Here is a 17,272-nt window from a genome sequence, read left to right as displayed (position 1 = left end):
TTCCGCTTCGCTTCAGAACCGACCGCGCTCCGCCGTCCTGTCCTGCTTCTGCTGCTTCTTCACATCCACCTCACGAGGGGGAGGTTATCCCCCAGAGCGGTGTCTCAAGAAACCCTGGGGCGGAGGACTGGGCACCGCCTACCGACATCATCGGTGGCGATCACAGCACTCGGGATTGCAGCTCGTACGAAGCACGGTGCGCAGCACCTGCTCACTTCCGGACCAAGGTGGTATGCACAAGGCACCGAACTGCGGCTGCGGCTACATCTGAATCCCGTACGGGAATGTCTTCGGACGACTCCAGGTCAGCCGAGCTGCGTTCGAATCCACCGGCCCGCAGCCTGGAGAGATTCACGCGACTTCAAGTGCGGAAATTGTTCCACGACACTCACCGCGATGGAAGCACAGCAACCGATGTGGCGGCCCCGGAACCAGGACGCCAGCGCTGAATTCATGCCTGCCTTGCGAAGCGCCACTGGCAACTCCTCAAGAATTCGCTCCAGGAAACCAACGACATCGGCGCCGGAGAAATGCTCGTCCTCAGCAGCCAGCACCAACGTGTTTTCCAACGATTGCGAGTACCCTCGGAACGCACACCATCGATCCAACGATGCACCAAGTCGCACCGGGTAGAGTCGCGGCCATTTCGTCAACTGCAGTAAATTGGCCTCATACTCGACTCGCATATGCTCGAAGAAGAGCCGCAACAACTCGTCCGCGCCATGCTCCGCTTCGGACTGAGGAAATGCGCCAAGGAGCATTTGGTTTACATGCACTATCTCGTGCTCGAGAATAGAGTGAAATTTGACGCCGCGAGTTCGCGCTTTCGTCTCGGGTATAATCACCAACGGAGGGCGCGAAAAGAATGGCGTTTCCGCCTCACCCACAGCGAGCGCGTCGAAGGTGGGAAACGCTGTTTGGAACCATTCCGAGTCCATGCAGACTACGAGGTAGTCCTGCTCGAACAGTTCCGACCGACGCATCATCAGGCGCGTTGCGGTGCCAGCCTTTCCATTCACACGCAGTTTGGGACGCTGCCACCTATGGAATAACAGATACTCGTGTACGTCCTCGCGGTACTGCTGATACGCCTCAGCGGTCGGCCTCAGCCTTGCCAGAGTCCGCCGGAATCGCCGCCACTCGGCCTGAGATGGCTCGTAGCTCATGGGCGGACTCTACCCCACCTCGCTGCCAAGAATGTGGGGCACAAGTCCACCCAGAGATCGCTGCCTGCTGCTATGCGGACTCCACCTTCGCGAAGGGCCGCTCTACCTGCTTGCCGTCGCTCTGGCGCTCAAGGGTGACAGTCCCGACCTCCGTGTCGATGGACTTCACCACGGAAGGGAACGTCCCTCGCCCCTGCTTGTAGCTGACTGTCTGCCCCACCTTGAAGGGCGACGCGCTCGCCTCATCCGCACTCTCCACGGGCGTCTCGCTCGCCTCCTTCCGCGGGCGCCCTCGCTTCTTCGGGACAGGCGCGCTGCTGGGCTCCTGGCGCCGCCGCGTTGACGTGGGCGTAGCGCGCTTCGCAGCAGGCACCACCGCCGCCCGCGCGTCCGTAGGGATGCCCAGGTACTGAGCAATCCTCTCCAGGAGCTCCACCTGGCGGCCCAGCGTCTTGCTCACTTCCTCGGCCACCACGGCCCGAATCGCGCTCATCATGTCATTCTGCATGGAAGTACCGTTTTCTCTCTGCGGACTGAATGCCCGCACATTTCGACGACAACACTCCATCCAATCGACGACGCATTGCAATGCGTATTACGGGCCCTCTGCCGGAATTCGACGCCGCGAGCCTTCCGCAGCCCATTCCGCGGAGATGGCACGCCACTTCGCGCGCTGCGCTTCCCACGTACCCGCGTGTACAACGGCCCGGAGGACCCTCTCGCCGAGGGGCTCTTCCCCATCCACGGCTTCGAGGAACAACAACTCCTCCTGGATGTCGGGCGCCAGCAGACGCAAGTCCAGCAGGTACGTCAGCCGCGCCCGGGTGAATCCCAGTTGGAATGCCACAGTCGCCGCGTTCCGCAGCTGTCCCTGGACGATTGCAGCATCCAGGTGGTGAGCCAGGGCCACCATCCGTGCAACGTGGGACGGCCGCCTCGACTCCTCGCGCGGTGGAGGTTGGGGCCCCTCGACGAACGTGACGCCCATCCGACGCACGCGGTGAAAGCGCGCACGGAGGAGTCTCACATCCGCTGGCAAGGATTCGAGGCTCGCACTCATGCCGATGCATCCCCGCAAGTGGACACGACACCGTCACCGGCCTGAGCCAGGTACACGTCGACGCAGCCGGTCACCTCATTCGCCACCACCCGACCAATGAGCGCGCGCAGCAGTCCCCCCCGGTTGGCTGGGACGAGGGCATCCCACACGGCATCGAAGTCCGTGAGGGCTTGAGAAACCCACGCGGCTTCCAACTTCTCACCCTTCGTGGCGTCCAAGCCGCGCTCCACTTCCGCCAGTCGCTTCTCCAGTCCCTGGGCTTTCTCCTCCGCGGCCATCAACTTCGCCTCGGCGACGCACCGGGCGGGCCCCTCCAATTGAGCGAGCGAGTCGACCCACTTCGCCGACTCCCTGGAGAGCCGGGCCAGCTCCTTCGGCAACTGCGCGCGCTCGGCACGGAGGGACTGGTGCTTCTCCTCCAGTCGCGCCGTGAGACGCGCGTATACGTCCCCCGCGAGGGGACCGCTCACCGAGGCCTCTCGGAGTTGCTCAACGACGAAGCCCTCCAGGGCAGGTGCGGCCATGGGGGCGGACAGACAGGCGCCCCGCCCTTGCTTGTCCCGCGTGGTGCAGCGGTAGTAGCGGTACTCGCGCGAGCCCTTGCGGCTGCTGCCGGGCGTCATCGCCGCCCCACAGAGGCCGCAGAACAGCAGGCCGCGCAACACGTAGTCGGGGTTGCGTCCGTGAGACTGGCCGCCGAAGCGACGTCCATCCAGCATCACCTGAGCCCGACGGAAGACGTCTCCATCCACGATGGCCGGATGCTCTCCTGGGTGTGTCTCCGTCCCGTAGGGCATCAGGCCGACATAGAGAGGGTTGCGCAACAGGCGCAGGGCATCCTGCGTCGTCCAGGGACGCGCTCCTTGTGAACCACCGCTCCGGTTCTCGTACCGCTTCGTCTGCCGCCCCTTCTCATTGAGGAGCTGAGCCACGCCTGAAGCCGTCCCGAGTCGGAGGTACAGCTCGAAGGCATCCCTTACCACCACGGCCTCATACTCATTCACGGAGAGGCGCCGATTCACCACGTCGTAGCCCAACGGCACGCGCCCGCCAGTCCACTTGCCCTTGCGCCTCGCGGCGGCAATCTTGTCTCGCGTTCGCTCGCTGATCATCTCCCTTTCGAACTCCGCGAAGGACATCAGCATGTTCAGCGTCAGGCGACCCATCGCGTCGGCGGTAGAGAAGTTCTGCGTCACCGAGACGAAGGACACGTCGGACGCGTTGAAGCGCTCCATGACTTTCGCGAAGTCGAGGAGGGAGCGCGAGAGGCGGTCCACCTTGTAGACCACAACAACGTCCACCCGCCTCGCCTCCACGTCCTGAAGCAGTCGCTGGAAGGCGGGCCGCTCCAGGTTGGCGCCGGTGAAGCCGCCGTCGTCATACCTCTCGTCCACGAGAGTCCAGCCGGGCTGGCGCTGCACGTAGGCCACGCAGGTTTCGCGCTGGGCGTCGAGGGAGTTGAACTCCAGCTCCAAGCCCGCAGCGGTCGACTTGCGGGTGTAGACGGCGCAGCGCTTCGCGTCCGTCGGCACGCGCGTCGGCTTGCGCCTCCTCATTTCCCCTCCACATCCCCTGAAGGCGGAGTCTCCGCAGTGGCGATTGAGGACGGTGGAGTGCCTGCGAGACGCTCCGCCACGGACACCAGTCGCTCCATGTTGTCGTTGAGGCGCGATAGCTGGCGGACGAGCTGCGGCATCGTCGTCTCGTAGAAGCGCTGCCCCATGTGCGTCTGGAAGAAGGACGGGCCGCTCATCGCGCCACCACCTTTGAGCTGCCCTCCTTGAGGCCGAAGAAGGTGAAGCCGTTCCAGGCCGTGCCGGTTACCAGCTTGGCGATGCTGGAGAGGCTGCGGTGCAGCGTGCCCTCGTACTCGAAGCTGCCCTCCCGCACCGTCACCCTGAGTTCCGTGCCTCGGTACACGCGCGTCAGCACGGTGCCGGGCGGCGGCAGCCGTGCGTCGCGGCTGTCGGGTACAGCGGACGGGGGCCCAGCGGGCTTCTTCTCCACCTCCGCCTGCCGCATCCGCCAACTCTCGGGCAGCGTGTCCCCCAGCTCCGCAATGCGAGCCACGGCGCGCGGGGAGAGGCCCCCTTCGGCCAGCTCCTGAATCCGATAGGCCAGGCGCTTGCGCAGGTGGGGTGCATTGCGGCTGCGCGTGGGCTCGCCGTACAGCTCCTGGTACTTCTTCGCCAATTCCGGTACCCGCATCTGGGCCAGGGCAGCCAGTTGCTGCGGCACGTCCGCGAGCTGCTTGCGCGCAGCGCGAACAGTCCCTCTCTTCGCCATGGTGCTGTCTCCTTCGTCCGGGGCCACCTGCCCTCGGGCGGAGTGCATGGACGCTCTGCCCTCCGCGGAAGACAAGTCGAGAGTCCGCGGCTCAGCCATGCACGCGCTCCTCGGTGCCCCGCGCGGGCACGTGTCGTTGCGGCTGCGCATGACGGCGCAGCCACAGCTCCCAGAGCGCCTCCGTCAGAACATCGACGGCATCGTCGTGTCGCTGGTGTGGGGTGCTGGGCCGATCCCGGCAGGGAGCACCCACCTCACGGTGGTTCGGCGGTCTCGTACTCATCGTCATGACAAAGAGGCCCGAGAAAGAAATCGAGGGGACACGTGGCCCCGCAGTACACCCGCCAGGACGCATCCTCCTGCCGGGGTCCGTGGGGGTTGCTGTTGGAGGCATTTCAGGAAGCGAGACGGAGGAGTCTCGTCAAAGCCCGTGCCGGCTTGAGGCGGTCGGCGGGAATCGCTACGCAGGGGAGGCTCGCATCCGTCCGCCTCCAACGCGCGTAGGCCTCCCACGCCGTAGCCGTCCATGCATAGTTCGTCTTTCTCAGCCCCCCACCGAAGACATGGCTCGGGCACGGAGGGAGCGGAATCGGCTCCGTTGGATTCAGCCGGCCGCGAATCAGCAGCGGCAACCAGCTTGCGAAGGCGAGCAACTCTTCCCCGTAGACGGTCCACTCCAGACGCAGACGCGACTCCCCCAAGGGGAGTGCCACACCGCTGAATCCGAACCGGCGCAGCATGGCTTCGGGGGGTTCAAACATGAGTCGGTTCATCGAAATCCGCGTCACCGGCGGCGCTTCGGGGAAATGCCTGTCCGGCCAGGAGTGGCGCGAGAGGGCCACCCGATTCAGCCACTCGCCTTCCCGCCACACCAGCCGCCGCCCCTGGTGAAGCATGGGGGCCTGCGACTCCATCTCCGACGCGAGACGGTGGAGAAACTCCGTCCACAGCTTGCTGCTCGACAGCCTTGTCATGACGCCACCTCGAGAATGGGTTTCCAGTCCAACACCTGCTCGACAGCACTCCCTCAGGAGGCCCCCTCCTCCGCGAAGCCATAGCCCTGGCCGCGCCACCCGCGGCTTGCCTCCTCGGCGTGTGGGAAGTCCTCCACGGAGATGAAGGGCACCTTCGCGACGTCAATCACCAGGGCGCACCTGCGCAGCGACTTGCCGGCGAAACAGACGCGCTCACTCGGGGCGACGACGTACCCTCCCGCGCGGTGGTTCTCGTGAATGAGGCGTCGCAGCGCCTTCGTGTCCACCATCTCTCCTCGGTAGTCGATGCGCCTGCAGTGCGCGCGGTAGGCGTCGTAGGCGGACTCGAGGTGGAGGCACAGCCGTCCCTCGACGAAGGCGTAATGCACGCGGTGCTTCAGCTCGCCCTGAATCGCCATGACGGACATCATCTGGACGAAGGCGTCGAGGGCGTTTCGCACGCCCTCCTCCTCCTCGAGGACGTCCCTCAGCACGGCGTCCACGGCCGCGCGGACGCCCAAGTCCGCGGGCAACGGGTAGCCGCACTCCTCGGCGAACTGCTCGAAGAGGTGAATGCCCAGCAGCATGGCCGTCACGTTGTCGGCGACGCGGGGAGGCACCTGGCGCCCCTTCACGAAGTCATCCGCGACAGCGCGGGCCACGCGGTAGTCCGCCTCGAAGTCCCGCCCCAGGCAGAATTGAATGTAGCGAGGGGCGAAGAGGGCCAGGCGGACGGACGTGACTTCTCGGAAGGCCGCCCGGTATGCCGGCTGCTGCACCGTCGCCTTCTCCGGGCTGACGGGAAGAATGCGCTCCACGAGGGCCGCTTCCGTGGGTCGCGTCTCTCCGCAGACACACAGCGGGGCCTGCAGGCGGTAGGTGGACACCGTCAAATCGGGCCGGCCCCGCTCCTCCGTCTCTCCTCGGTAGAGGCGCCGCATGTAGCGGTGCACCAGGTGGAGGCGTGGCGGCGGCATGTCGTGGGGCTTGTACTCGTCCAGCACCACCGGCACGGAGCGCGTCGAGGACAGCAGCTTCACCAGCGCGAACTCCGTCTCCGTCACGCTGTACGCGTCCGAGGCAGGCACTCCGGCCAGCGGCCAGAAGACTTCCGTGCAGGTGCTGGACTTGCCGCTGCCCTGCGTCCCGTACGAGAAGAGAATGGGGAAGGAGCCCACCTTCTCCACCAAACGCGGCTTCATGGGCGTCGCGAAGAACCACCCCAGCATGGGCAACACCACCTGCGGCGTGTTGATTCGGGGCAGGTACTCGAAAACCGTGCGCGCCACGTCATGGAAGCTGTCGTCGTCAGTGGCCTCGTAGCGGACGCGTGACTCGAGGGACGCCCCATTGGGCAGGTACGCCACGGGCGACGGGGAGAGGAAGCCCTCCTTTCCAAGGGTGCATCCGGGTGCCACCCAGACGTGGTGCGCCCCCTGGTTGAAGTCCCCCAGGACGCTGGTGCCCGGCAGCCGCGGCACCGCACGCCGCGCCACCGCGCGCAAGAGGCCCTGCACGTTGTTGTCGCTGCCCGTCCACTGCGTGTGGACGGACGGCAGGTGGTGCAGCAGCTCCTTGCGCGAGTTGAAGGCCCGCCTCGGCAGCCGTGCCCCGTCCAGGCTGGTGCCTTTGTCCGTGCGGACATCGCCGACGAATACCTCCCCCTCCTCGGTTTCGACGACGGCCTTGGGCGTGAAGGTGAAGGACGAAATCGCCTTCGCCTCTCCCCGCTGCGTCACCGTGTAGTAGCAGTACGCGTCCTCGAACACCTCGCCGTCGATGGTGTCGTCGCCGCTGCTGCTCTTCCCTCCGCCCTTGCTGTCTGCGCCGTCTCCTCCAGCCTGGGTGCGCACGGCGCGGGCCATGGACAGCCGGAGCTTCTGCGCGGCCAGGCCCGTGCGCACCTCCAGCAGCGCCAGGTACTTCTCCTGCGCGGACGGCGGACGGTGGGCGATGGCCTCCAGAATCGGCTTGAGGCGGTACTCCACGTCCTGGGCCGGCACCGTGGCGAGCGCCTCCACGGCCTTCTCGATGTCGAAGACGGCGTCGTAGAGTTCGCAGCGCACGTCCGGCTCGCGGTTGACGCGGCAGAAGCCCATGGCCTGGAGGGAGTGGCAGGGCGGCGCCACGCCGCCATCCTCGCGAGCCGTGGCCATCACCTTCTCGTAGGCCTTGGAGATGTACGCCTTGCCGTCTCGCCCCTTCAGCTTCCCCAAGCCCCGGCGGTCGTACTCCAAGACGAGTTCGGTGATTTCATCGAGGCCGAGCTGCTTGTGCGCGAAGAAGCGCACCATGTTGAAGATGGCGACGCTCCGGTCCTCCGCCCCCTCATTCCACAAACGCTGCACCGGGCCGCACATCTCCACCGGCTGCGCCCAGTCGTACTCTCCCGCCTCCGTCCGGCGCGCCTTCACCGTCCCCTGCAGAGCCGACGCGGAGGCCGCCAGAGGCAGCGCCACTTGCGCGGGCCGGGGAACGTGCGCAACCGGCTGCGGCACCGGCGCGCTCAGCATGCGCGCCAGGAGCTGGCAATCCTCCACACGCTCGAAGCCGGCGAGCGCACGGGCTGCTCGGTGGGGCCGCTCGCCAGTGGCCGCCCTCTTCCTTGCGACGGTGCCCACCACCTTGATGACTCGCGCCACGTCGTGGATGGAGTCCACGCGCACACGCTCATTGGCAAAGCGGGCGCGCACCTCGGCCTCGAAGGCCTTCAGGCCCGCCTGCATGCGCTCTTGAGCGTCGCCAGTCAGGGACTGCGGCGGCAGGGCAAACCACAGCTGCGCCCCGTTGCCGCTCATCATCAGCCTCGGCCGGACGAGTCCCTGCCCTTCACACCAGGCCGCGGCAGCCTCCGCCGCGCGGAGCGTCAGCGAGAGCTCGTCCTCGGTGCTGGCCGTGTCCTTGGGGCGTACCGGGTCCAGGTCCACCACCGTGGCCATCACCACCTCGATGTCCTTGTTGCCGGCCCCCGTCCGCAGCGGGCGAAGGACGTTGGAGGACAGCTCAAGCAGGCGCCGAGGCCGTGGCTGAATGCCCACGTACACGTTGGCATCGGCGTTGGCCTCGACACAGGCCGAGACGAAGGACTCCTCGTCATCGAAGAAGCCCAGGCCGACGGCGCCACCGCCGCCCTGGCGGATGACGCGGACTTCGCTCACGCCGTGCTGTGCGTGCGCGAGCCACCGCCAGGTGGAGCGGATGGCGTCGGGATTGGGCATGCTGGGCGGGGTGTCCAAAGGTGTCGTCATCGAAGGTGCTCACGCGCTCTGCCCTGGTTCAATTCGCAGCGATGCGGACCGCAACGCCCAGCACCGTGGCGTACTGGTGGCGCCGCTCCGCGTGGTGTCGCCGCAGCAGCGGCACCTCCTTGTCGACAAAGTCGAAGAGGACGGCTGACTTCTTCTCCGGGTGCGGACGCATGAGTCGTCCGAGGCGCTGGACGGTGCGTCCACGGGCGCGGCTGGGGTAGACGAGGAAGACGCGGGAGAGGCGCGGCAAGTCCAGCCCCTCGTCCGCGAGGCTCGTGGCGACAAGGACGGACACCCGCCCCGCGCGGGCCTTTTCCAGTAGGGCCTTGCGCTCTTCACGAGACACCTCACTCGTCAATGCGGCAGCCGACAAGCCCGTGGCCGAGAGCCGCTTCGCCAGCAGCTCGCAGTGGTCCACCCGGCCGGTGAGGACGAGGCACAGGTGGCCTGCCCAGGCCTCGCGGGCCACGGCGCCGACGACAAGGTCGTTGCGCTCCTTGTCTTCCGCCAGCGCGGCCAGCATGGGTGCGTAGTCGGAAGCGCGGACGAAGGAGTACTCGAAGGCGGTCTCCACGGCGCGCACCTCGGGCACCACCAACACGCCGCGCGCGACGAGGTCCTCGTGCTTCACCACGGCCAGGTGTGCGCCCAAGTAGAAGCGCAGAAGGGGTGTCAGCCCGTCTTCCCTGTCAGGAGTGGCAGTCAGCCCCAACCGGTAGCGGGACGGGCAACGGTCCACAATGCGGTGGAAGGCATTCGCGGCAATGTGGTGGGCCTCGTCGACGACGAGCAGACCGAAGCCGTGGAGGAAGACGTCGAGTTTCGCCTCACCCCACCGGGCCAGGGACTGGACGACGGCCACCGTCACGGGCCGCACCTCCTCTTTCCCTGCCCCCACCAGGCCCGCCTCCAGGCCGAGGCGCTCGCGGATGTGTCCCCTCCACTGCTCTGCCAGGTCCAAGGTGTGGACGAGGATGAGTGTCGGCGTGCGCAAGCGGGCAATCGCCCCCACGGAGAGCAGCGACTTCCCCGCGCCACAGGGCAGCACCGCCATTCCTTGCGTGGCCTGCGTCAGTCGCTCCACGGCGGAGGCCTGGTAGTCACGCAAGGGCACCTCCGGCAACTTCGGCAGCCGCTTCACCGGGAACACCCGCGCGTCCTCGATGGCGAGCGCGAAGCCCGATTCGCTCGCCACCCGTCGCAACAGGTGAATGGACCCGCGCGGAAGCACCAACTCGCGCCCCTCCTGTCGGAAGAAGTCGAGCGTCTCTGGCACGCTGCCCAGCACCTTCCTGAGGCGCACCATCCGCCTGTGCACCGGATTCGGCAAGGAGAGCGCCTGGCAGAGAGCCTCCACCATCTTCGGCGGCATCTCACTCACGAGGAGCCGCAGCCCTGCATCCACGCGCACGCGCAACGTCCGCAGGTCCGAGCCGACGCTCGTAGGGGTTGCAGGCGCAAGCGGTGCTGCGCCCACGTTGGAGTCATCGAGACGAGAGACAACACGTCCCCCGTCCCCGTGCATGACGGAGATGTCTTCCACCATTCTTGTAGTCCTTGAGAAGAGAGGCACATCGAAGGCTCTCTCCGAGCCCTCCACGCGCGTGAAACGGGTGCTACGTCAGCGTCGAGCGCTCACGGTCCAAAGGGGTCCACGTCCGCGACACTCTCCGCCGAGTACTCCGTGACGAGTGCATCGACGAAGGCTCGCGCCAGCTCACCCTTCGAGACTGGGATGTCCCGAATACGTTGGACGCCGAACTTCTGGAGGAAGCGGTCCACCGCCTCACGTGGCAGTCCCTTGAGGGCCGTGGCCATTGTCTGTGCGAGCTTCACGTCGATGCTCTCGTTCGACTTCATGGTGGCCGTGCCCGTGGGCGACGTGCCACTCGCTGCGGCTGCGGCCTCGGCCGCATACAGCTTGGCCAAGTCGTGCTGCGGCAACGCCTGGAAGGCCGCCATCTCCTCCTCGGAGAGCTGCCGGTCCGGCAGAATCGAGTACGTCGTCTTCGGGTCCTTCGCCGCCCCGCGCCGCTTCACCTCGAAGGCCCACTTCTCCATGCCGTATTTCGCGCGCAGCTCCATCAGCGTGTTGAAGAAGGTGACGGCCTGCTCCAGCACCTTCACTTCCTTCGTGCCGTAGATGGCCACGTTGAGGGCCACGCGCAGCGAGGATTTGTGCCCCAGAGCCTTCAGCTTCTCGTCGAAGAGGACGTACTTGTTGTCGAGGAAGACAACCGAGCGCGGGTGCGGCTCCCCGAGGAAGACGACGACGGCGCTGTCGCCGTCATTCGCCAGCTTCAGCCAGCTCCCGCCGGCCTGCTCGTGCTGCTTGGCCATCGCGGCCGTCTGCTCCCACATGTTCGTCATGGCGCTCAGCCCTCTCTCTGGCAGTCCGGGGCGTTCCGCTCGCGCCGGTACACGGAGAACAGCTCCGTTCCGTCCTCCGCAGCGCCCGCCGGCTCGACGTTGAAGTCCGCGTCGGTGTCCACCACGTCCTGGAACTCCCAGCGGCGGAAGAGGCCCGGCAGGCGGACGAAGTCGTTGTCCTGCGGCGCGGCGCACTCACGGCAGAGGCATGGTGTCCGGCCATCCGCCTCCGCGCGGGAGTCACCACGCTCCACCACGTGGAGCCGGCGCTCTTCAGTGCGGGTGTAGACGCGCACGTGCGCCTCGCTGCGTCCGAAGTCTTTTCGCATGGCTGTCTTCATCCAGTCCTTCCTGGGTTGTCGGCAATACAAGGGCGTCGCTGTCCGACAGGACGGGCAGCGGGGTGTCTCGGCTCGAATGACGTGGCCGACGAAGGCCCGTCACTCCCCCAAAGGCATGTGACACGCAGCGGGGACATCCGGCGCCCCTTTGCGTCGCCCGCCAGCCTCGTCTGTTGCTCTCAGCGATGTTCAAACTCCACAACTCACTACAAGCACCCCCTCGCGCCGATTTGGGACAAGAATTCTTTTTGCCCGATTTCTTTTTCCATTTTCCGCAGACGCGTCAGGGCGCGCTGGACTCGCTTGCGTGCCGTCGTTGGAGCAAGCCCTCGGCTTGCGCCCGCCACCGTGAAGTCCTCGTCGTGCAGAAGGACGGACACCAGCAAGTCCGTGTCCTCGCCCACCAGCGGAAGGAGCCACGCGCGCAGCGCCTCCACCTCGGCGGCGAAGGAGGCGACTTGAGACGCGAGTGGTTCGGCCCACTCCATGAAGGACTCCCGGCCGTCCGCCTCCGACAACGTCTCGAGGCGTGTGCGCAGCCGTTGCTCCCCCAGCACCTTGTGCCCTCCCTTGAGGACGTCGCGCTCGGTGCCTCGAACGAGGGCCGCGGCCACATGGTGAGTCCTCCTCAGGTCGACACGCGCCACCAAGGCGGTGAAGGCCCACGCGAGGGCCGACACGAGTTCGTCTGGAGTCCCGAAGCACCGAAGGCGCCGACGGTGGATGGCGTCGAGGGCGGGCCAAAGGCCCATCCACAGGAGTGCCGACGCCAACTCGGACTTCTCCTGGGCCTGCACCATGGCCACCAACGTCACGAGGACGTCGTTCCTCGCGCCCGCCGCCTCGTCCCTCCGGTTGAGGAAGGCGACAAGGGCCACGGGCGTCACGAAGCACGCAAGCGAAGGCCTCAAGGCCTGAGCCTCGCGAAAGGCTTGCCGCGCCCGCTGACTCTCCACGTATTGGCGGAAGCCCTCTCCAAGGACCTCCCAGCACCTGCGCACAACGACTCCTGGTTGAGGGACTGCTGCCGAGGGACAGGCTGGACGGGGGCTCTTCTGGAAGCCGCCGCACTCCAGCCACGCGAAACCACGTCTGCCTCTCACACCTTGGGAAACAGGGTGACGGGAACGGGGCCTTGTCGCGATACATAAGGGATGCCTGCGCGTCCCATCACATCGTCGCTGGGGCTGCACCGCGGACACCGCAGCGTGGTGGCCACATGACTCTCCACGACGGTTCCCCCGTCAGCCAGGAGGCGAAGCCTCTCCCCATCACGGACAGCCAGCACCTGGTGGCACCGCCGGCAGCGCACTTCCATCAGCATCAACGACACGGCTCCCCACTCCCTGGGCCCGTTGAAGACTCGAGGCCTGTCTCATCACGTTGGAGGTGACGCCCCCTTCGAGGACTCCAGCCACAAAGGCCGCGGACTGGATTCGGGGACACTGGGTGGGATGCCCTGCGACATTCGTGCCTAGACAGACTTCGCAGGCCTTCACGGGTGACGGCTCATCCGGAGTTTGTTTCACGGTACAGGGCCGTGGACGGGCCGTCCAAACGTTGGGGCCCACGTCACGTGAAACATGCGTCACCCCATGTATCAACCTTCGGTTTTGAGCCAGCCCTGGCGGTGTCGCATCGCCCCGGCAACTGACGAAGGGCCCTGGTGGCCTCCAGGAGCGTGGAAGGACGCCTTCATGCCCCAGGGGCGCTGTCGCCCCCTGTTCTCGCGCCAGAGGGCCGTTTCCGGACGTTTCCGGGCCATTCACAGCCCTCGGCCTGGACGGGCCCCACACGACGACGGGCCTGTCTCGCATGCGCCTTCACAGCGAGCCACACCTGCTTCACTCAATGTCTCAAAATCTCAAGGGTGGCAGAGGTGGCAGGTGGGTGGCAGTACCTCCTGCCACCTTTTTCTTCTTTCAATTCAACAACTTATCTCTTGGTGGCAGTGGTGGCAGTCTTTTTTCAGGTACCCCTACGTAGCGGGCGCGCGCATATTTGAATGGCACTATTCAATAGGGGTTCGAAGACTCACTCTCCCCTAGGTAGCATTACCCTAAAAAACACTGCCACCATTGCCACCACTGCCACTCCATTGATTTCACTGGGGAATTCCGTGGCAGTCTTTCAAAAAGTGCCTGCCACCGGCTGCCACCTTTCTGCCACCCGGTGAAGGCATGTCCCCGTTTTCTCGCCGGAGGCCTTTGCTCTGCCTTATGGCCGCGTGTCATTCGCCCCCGGAAATCCAAAAAGAAATCGGGCAAAAAGAATTCTTGTCCCAAATCGACGCGAGGGGGTGCTTGTAGGGTGTATCGGCAAACACGCGCTGCCGACTCCCGCGCATGGCCCTTACGCACCACCTCCAGCCCACCCCCGCTTCACAGCGCCCGCCCGGCGTGACGTGTGAGACGTACGTCCGCGCCGAGGGCTCACGCTGCCTGCACTACCGCCCGGGAGGAGCCTGCACCCTGCCTGTCGTGGGCACCTGTACCGAGTGGCTGAAGGTGAATCGGCAGGCCCGGCCTCCTCGTGAAGAGGTCGCGCCGCCGACCCCCGTGCTGCCCGCGAAGGCCTCCTCGGTCGCCGTGGATCTCTTCGGCCATCCCCTGCGCGAGTCGGCCGCGAGGAAGCCCGCCATGGCCTCCAGGTCTGCGCCGCCCGCAGCGCCTCCTGCTGTGACGGAGCTGGACGCGCAGGGACCTCTCTTCGTCCTGCGCGGCCTCACCGACGAGGACATCGCCAGCTTCAAGGCCCTCGGCGCCGAGGTGTGCTTCGCCTCCGAGGCCTACGGCCAAGTGTGGCTCGTCCCTGCCTACACCGGCCAGGCCAGGAAGGAGCTCACCCCTGAGCACGCAGCCACGCTGGTACGCGTCCTGTCTGCCTTCCCGGGCTCCCGCGTCATGTCCTTCGAGAAGCGGCCGGCCTCCGCAGAGGGCTCGCCATGAACACGCCCCACTGCTGTGAAACAAGCACACGGGGCCACGCTGCCTCCCCGCTTCGACTTGATGTGTCTCTCGAAAAGAGCGTGATGACTGTCTCGCAACGCGCCACCGCATCGGCCCCAAGGAGGCCCACGCCATGAGCGGACTGCGAAACACGCACCTGTCTTACAGCCGGCTCAGCCGCTACGAGTCCTGCCCGCTGTCCTACCAGCTCCACTACCTCGACAAGCACACCGCCGAGCCCGGTGTGCCGTTGAGCTTCGGGAAGGCACTTCACTCCGTCCTCGAGCGCCTTCTCCAGGACGTCCTCGACTCCGAGTATGCCGGCCCCCTCTCCGAGGAGCGCGCCCTCCAGCTCTACCGTGAAGCGTGGACGGCCGAGGGCCTCTCGGGCCTGGACCTCTTCCACCAGGGGCTCGGCATCCTCCAGGACTTCGTCCGCCAGCAGGGGCGCGTGGACTCCCGCGACATCCTCGCCATCGAGAAGGAGTTCCGCCTGCCGGTGGGGCCATTCACCGTCCTGGGCTTCATCGACCGCGTCGACTGGGTGGACGACGAGACAATCCACGTCATTGACTACAAGTCCAACCACCAGCTCTTCACCCGCGAGGAGCTGGACGCAAGCCTCCAGCTCAGCCTCTACGCCCTCGCCGCGCGCCGCATGTGGCCCTGGGCCAAGCGCGTGCGCCTGTCCATGTGGATGCTCCGCCATGGCGTGATGCAGGAGACGACGCGCACCGAGGCGCAGTTGGACGCCGCCCTCGCCTACGTCGAGACGCTGGGCCAGCAGATGGAGTCCGCGGAGTCCTTCCCCGCCCGCCTCAACCCCAACTGCGTGTACTGCGACCACCGGCGCCACTGCCCCGCCTACGCCCGCGCCCTGACGGGCCAGCGTGAAGTCGTCTGCGAGGACACCTCCAACTTGGAGTCCGTCGCCCTCGAGCGGCAGGAAGTCGCCCACCTCGCGAAGATTCTCGGCGCGCGCAAGACGGAGCTGGAGGGCGTCCTTCGGGCACACCTCGCGGAGCAGGCGGAACTCGTCCTCGCTGGCACGCGCTACCGCATGTTCAACACCACCAGCCTCGACTACCCGCTGGAGCCCACCGTCGCGGTGCTGGCCCGGGCCACCAGCCTCTCCCGTGAGGAGCTGCTGCAGCGCCTGGCCACCGTCGACAAGAAGGCCCTCGACGCGCTGCTGAAGGACGAGGGCAAACGCCTGGGCACCGCACGCATCGCGTTGCTGAAGGCCGAGCTGAACTCCCTCGCCGCCAAACACCACTCGCCCCGCTTCTGGGCCAAGGAGGTTGCATAGTGCTGCTCGCCCACCCTGCTTCCGACACCACCCCAACCCCTGTCATCCACCAGCCGCTCTTCCCTGGACTTCCGGCGCACCTGCGGACGCTCGCCTTCATCGACCTCGAGACGACGGGGTTGGACGCCTCCCGGCACGAGGTGCTGGAGGTGGCCGTCCTCCGTGTCGACGCCCGCAGCCTCCAGGTGCTGGCGGAGTACGAGGCGCGGGTGCAGCCCACCCGGCTGGCCGACGCCCACCCCGAGGCCCTGGCGGTGTGCGGCTACTCCGACGAGGAGTGGCGGGACGCGCTGCCCCTGCACGAAGTCTTGGCCACCGTGACGCCGCTCCTGGCGGGTACCCTCGTCGCCGGCCACAACACCAGCTTCGACTGGAGCTTCCTCGTCGAGTCCTACCGCCGCACCGAGCTGGCCATGCCCCGCGTCGACTACCACCGCCTCGACACCGCCAGCCTCGCGTGGCCGCTGCTTGCTACGGGCGAAGTGGAGTCCCTCTCCCTCAACGCCCTGGCCAGGCGCTTCGGCCTCCAACGACCGACGCCCCACCGGGCCATGGCGGACGCCCGCTGCGCGCTGGAGGTGGCCCGCTGCCTCGCCGTGCGCATGGCCCGTGGTGGGCACATGGAGCGGCTGCTGGAGGAGTCGGGAGGTGTCGCGTGAGCGGCGCCTCCTCCCGTCGTAAGGGTGCCGATTTCGAGCGAGCCCTCGTCCACCGCTTCCGCGAAGCCATGCCGGAGGCACACATCCGCCGCGGCCTCCAGTACCGCAGTGGTGAAGAGGTGCCGGACGTCGAGGTACCTTGCTTCTGGGTGGAATCGAAAGCCCACCGGCGCACCAACGTCCGCGAGGCCATGCGCCAGGCCATGGAGTCGTGCCCGCCGGGCCGCTGGCCGCTCGCCGTGTGCAAGGACGACGGGCAGCCGCCCCTCGTCACCATGCAGTTGGAGGACTTCCTCGAGTTGGTGCGCGAGTGGTGGGAGGCCCGTCCTCGGTGAGTGACTTGTTCGGCCAGCTCCTGGGCCTCCTGCGTGTGGAGGCACTCGCCTCTCGGCACCAGTCCGTCTACGCGACAGCGCGCACGCGGCGGGCGGCCTTCGCCCGCCATGCCACCCTCGAATCCGTGCTGTCCGCGTTGGGTGACACGCGCGAGCAGACGTACCCGGAGCGGGAAGCCCTCACCCGGGCCCTGGTGGCCGAACTGCAGTCCTCCTCCAGCCCCGCGTGGACGGCGGCCCTCACCGCCGCCTACGCCCCCATGTTGCGCCGCCTGCGCCGCCGGCTCCTCGGCAACGCGGTGCCCCGCGAGGACCTCGACCAGCTCGTCCTCACCACCTTCCTCTCCGTCGCGCGCGACTTCCCCCTCTCACGCTGGTGGGACTGGACAGCCGTCCGCCTGCGCCAGCAGACGGCTCGCGCGGTGTTCCGAGTCCTCCGCAAGGAGCGGGAGGAGCAGCACGACACGTACTCGCCGGCGCAGCTCGCAGAGTGGGTACCCGACGTCCGGCCCGCCACGCCACTGGAGGGCGTCCGGCGGCCCAGTGTGCGCCACAGCTTCGTGCGGAGAGACGCTG

General features: G+C 66.8%; 15 protein-coding genes. 5 read left to right on the top strand and 10 right to left on the bottom strand.

Translation table 11 applies throughout. From position 1 onward, the window contains the following. Nucleotides 1-305 precede the first annotated feature (305 nt). From LZ198_RS41615 to LZ198_RS41570, 10 genes are all read right to left on the bottom strand, one after another. Nucleotides 306-1,166 (bottom strand): hypothetical protein, encoded by an 861-nt coding sequence (locus LZ198_RS41615; RefSeq protein ID WP_253977737.1) that lies wholly within the window; start codon nucleotides 1,164-1,166, stop codon nucleotides 306-308. A gap of 70 nt (nucleotides 1,167-1,236) precedes the next feature. Then, the gene (locus LZ198_RS41610) at nucleotides 1,237-1,659 is read right to left on the bottom strand and encodes a PspA (RefSeq protein ID WP_323383451.1); all 423 of its coding nucleotides are present in this window, start codon (nucleotides 1,657-1,659) and stop codon (nucleotides 1,237-1,239) included. 563 nt (nucleotides 1,660-2,222) lie between these two features. Next, entirely contained in the window at nucleotides 2,223-3,782 is a 1,560-nt protein-coding gene (locus LZ198_RS41605; protein WP_253977735.1) for a recombinase family protein, read from the bottom strand. Further along, nucleotides 3,779-3,979, bottom strand: coding sequence for a hypothetical protein (locus LZ198_RS41600; protein WP_253977734.1), 201 nt, complete (start codon nucleotides 3,977-3,979; stop codon nucleotides 3,779-3,781). The genes LZ198_RS41605 and LZ198_RS41600 overlap by 4 nt, the downstream gene beginning before the upstream one ends. Next, nucleotides 3,976-4,512 carry a DUF2924 domain-containing protein gene (locus tag LZ198_RS41595; protein WP_253977733.1) on the bottom strand — a complete coding sequence of 179 codons (537 nt, stop codon included), beginning with the start codon at nucleotides 4,510-4,512 and terminating at the stop codon, nucleotides 3,976-3,978. The genes LZ198_RS41600 and LZ198_RS41595 overlap by 4 nt, the downstream gene beginning before the upstream one ends. A 1,027-nt stretch (nucleotides 4,513-5,539) precedes the next feature. Beyond that, nucleotides 5,540-8,734 carry a hypothetical protein gene (locus tag LZ198_RS41590; RefSeq protein WP_323383449.1) on the bottom strand — a complete coding sequence of 1,065 codons (3,195 nt, stop codon included), beginning with the start codon at nucleotides 8,732-8,734 and terminating at the stop codon, nucleotides 5,540-5,542. Between the two features lie 28 nt (nucleotides 8,735-8,762). Further along, nucleotides 8,763-10,280, bottom strand: a complete 1,518-nt coding sequence (locus LZ198_RS41585) for a DEAD/DEAH box helicase (RefSeq protein ID WP_253977738.1) — start codon at nucleotides 10,278-10,280, stop codon at nucleotides 8,763-8,765. Between the two features lie 89 nt (nucleotides 10,281-10,369). Next, the gene (locus LZ198_RS41580; RefSeq protein WP_253977731.1) at nucleotides 10,370-11,104 is read right to left on the bottom strand and encodes a hypothetical protein; all 735 of its coding nucleotides are present in this window, start codon (nucleotides 11,102-11,104) and stop codon (nucleotides 10,370-10,372) included. Nucleotides 11,105-11,109: 5 nt separating this feature from the next. Continuing rightward, a complete protein-coding gene (locus LZ198_RS41575; protein WP_253977730.1) occupies nucleotides 11,110-11,445 on the bottom strand; it encodes a hypothetical protein in 336 nt (111 codons plus the stop codon). Between the two features lie 206 nt (nucleotides 11,446-11,651). After that, nucleotides 11,652-12,401 (bottom strand): sigma-70 family RNA polymerase sigma factor, encoded by a 750-nt coding sequence (locus LZ198_RS41570; protein ID WP_253977729.1) that lies wholly within the window; start codon nucleotides 12,399-12,401, stop codon nucleotides 11,652-11,654. Between the two features lie 1,389 nt (nucleotides 12,402-13,790). Between LZ198_RS41570 and LZ198_RS41565 the strand changes: the two genes are divergently transcribed. From LZ198_RS41565 to LZ198_RS41545, 5 genes are all read left to right on the top strand, one after another. Then, a complete protein-coding gene (locus LZ198_RS41565) occupies nucleotides 13,791-14,393 on the top strand; it encodes a hypothetical protein (protein ID WP_253977728.1) in 603 nt (200 codons plus the stop codon). A gap of 133 nt (nucleotides 14,394-14,526) precedes the next feature. Then, on the top strand, nucleotides 14,527-15,702 hold the full coding sequence (locus LZ198_RS41560; protein WP_253977727.1) for a RecB family exonuclease: 1,176 nt from the start codon (nucleotides 14,527-14,529) through the stop codon (nucleotides 15,700-15,702). After that, on the top strand, nucleotides 15,702-16,361 hold the full coding sequence (locus tag LZ198_RS41555) for a 3'-5' exonuclease (RefSeq protein WP_253977726.1): 660 nt from the start codon (nucleotides 15,702-15,704) through the stop codon (nucleotides 16,359-16,361). The genes LZ198_RS41560 and LZ198_RS41555 overlap by 1 nt, the downstream gene beginning before the upstream one ends. Further along, nucleotides 16,358-16,696, top strand: a complete 339-nt coding sequence (locus LZ198_RS41550; RefSeq protein ID WP_253977725.1) for a hypothetical protein — start codon at nucleotides 16,358-16,360, stop codon at nucleotides 16,694-16,696. Before LZ198_RS41555 ends, LZ198_RS41550 begins: the two co-directional genes overlap by 4 nt. Beyond that, on the top strand, nucleotides 16,672-17,272 hold a 601-nt coding region (locus LZ198_RS41545; protein WP_323383447.1), incomplete at its 3' end, for a hypothetical protein. The genes LZ198_RS41550 and LZ198_RS41545, both read left to right, overlap by 25 nt.

Source organism: Myxococcus dinghuensis (assembly GCF_024198235.1).
Taxonomy (GTDB): Bacteria; Myxococcota; Myxococcia; order Myxococcales; family Myxococcaceae; genus Myxococcus; species Myxococcus dinghuensis.
This window is presented reverse-complemented; position numbering and strand designations above follow the sequence as displayed.

Excerpts from the sequence above, each read along its gene's own strand:
- LZ198_RS41615 (WP_253977737.1), bottom strand. The coding sequence starts at position 1,166 with ATGAGCTACGAGCCATCTCAGGCCGAGTGGCGGCGATTCCGGCGGACT.
- LZ198_RS41610 (WP_323383451.1), bottom strand. The coding sequence starts at position 1,659 with ATGAGCGCGATTCGGGCCGTGGTGGCCGAGGAAGTGAGCAAGACGCTG.
- LZ198_RS41605 (WP_253977735.1), bottom strand. The coding sequence starts at position 3,782 with ATGAGGAGGCGCAAGCCGACGCGCGTGCCGACGGACGCGAAGCGCTGC.
- LZ198_RS41600 (WP_253977734.1), bottom strand. The coding sequence starts at position 3,979 with ATGAGCGGCCCGTCCTTCTTCCAGACGCACATGGGGCAGCGCTTCTAC.
- LZ198_RS41595 (WP_253977733.1), bottom strand. The coding sequence starts at position 4,512 with ATGGCGAAGAGAGGGACTGTTCGCGCTGCGCGCAAGCAGCTCGCGGAC.
- LZ198_RS41590 (WP_323383449.1), bottom strand. The coding sequence starts at position 8,734 with ATGACGACACCTTTGGACACCCCGCCCAGCATGCCCAATCCCGACGCC.
- LZ198_RS41585 (WP_253977738.1), bottom strand. The coding sequence starts at position 10,280 with ATGGTGGAAGACATCTCCGTCATGCACGGGGACGGGGGACGTGTTGTC.
- LZ198_RS41580 (WP_253977731.1), bottom strand. The coding sequence starts at position 11,104 with ATGACGAACATGTGGGAGCAGACGGCCGCGATGGCCAAGCAGCACGAG.
- LZ198_RS41575 (WP_253977730.1), bottom strand. The coding sequence starts at position 11,445 with ATGAAGACAGCCATGCGAAAAGACTTCGGACGCAGCGAGGCGCACGTG.
- LZ198_RS41565 (WP_253977728.1), top strand. The coding sequence starts at position 13,791 with ATGGCCCTTACGCACCACCTCCAGCCCACCCCCGCTTCACAGCGCCCG.
- LZ198_RS41560 (WP_253977727.1), top strand. The coding sequence starts at position 14,527 with ATGAGCGGACTGCGAAACACGCACCTGTCTTACAGCCGGCTCAGCCGC.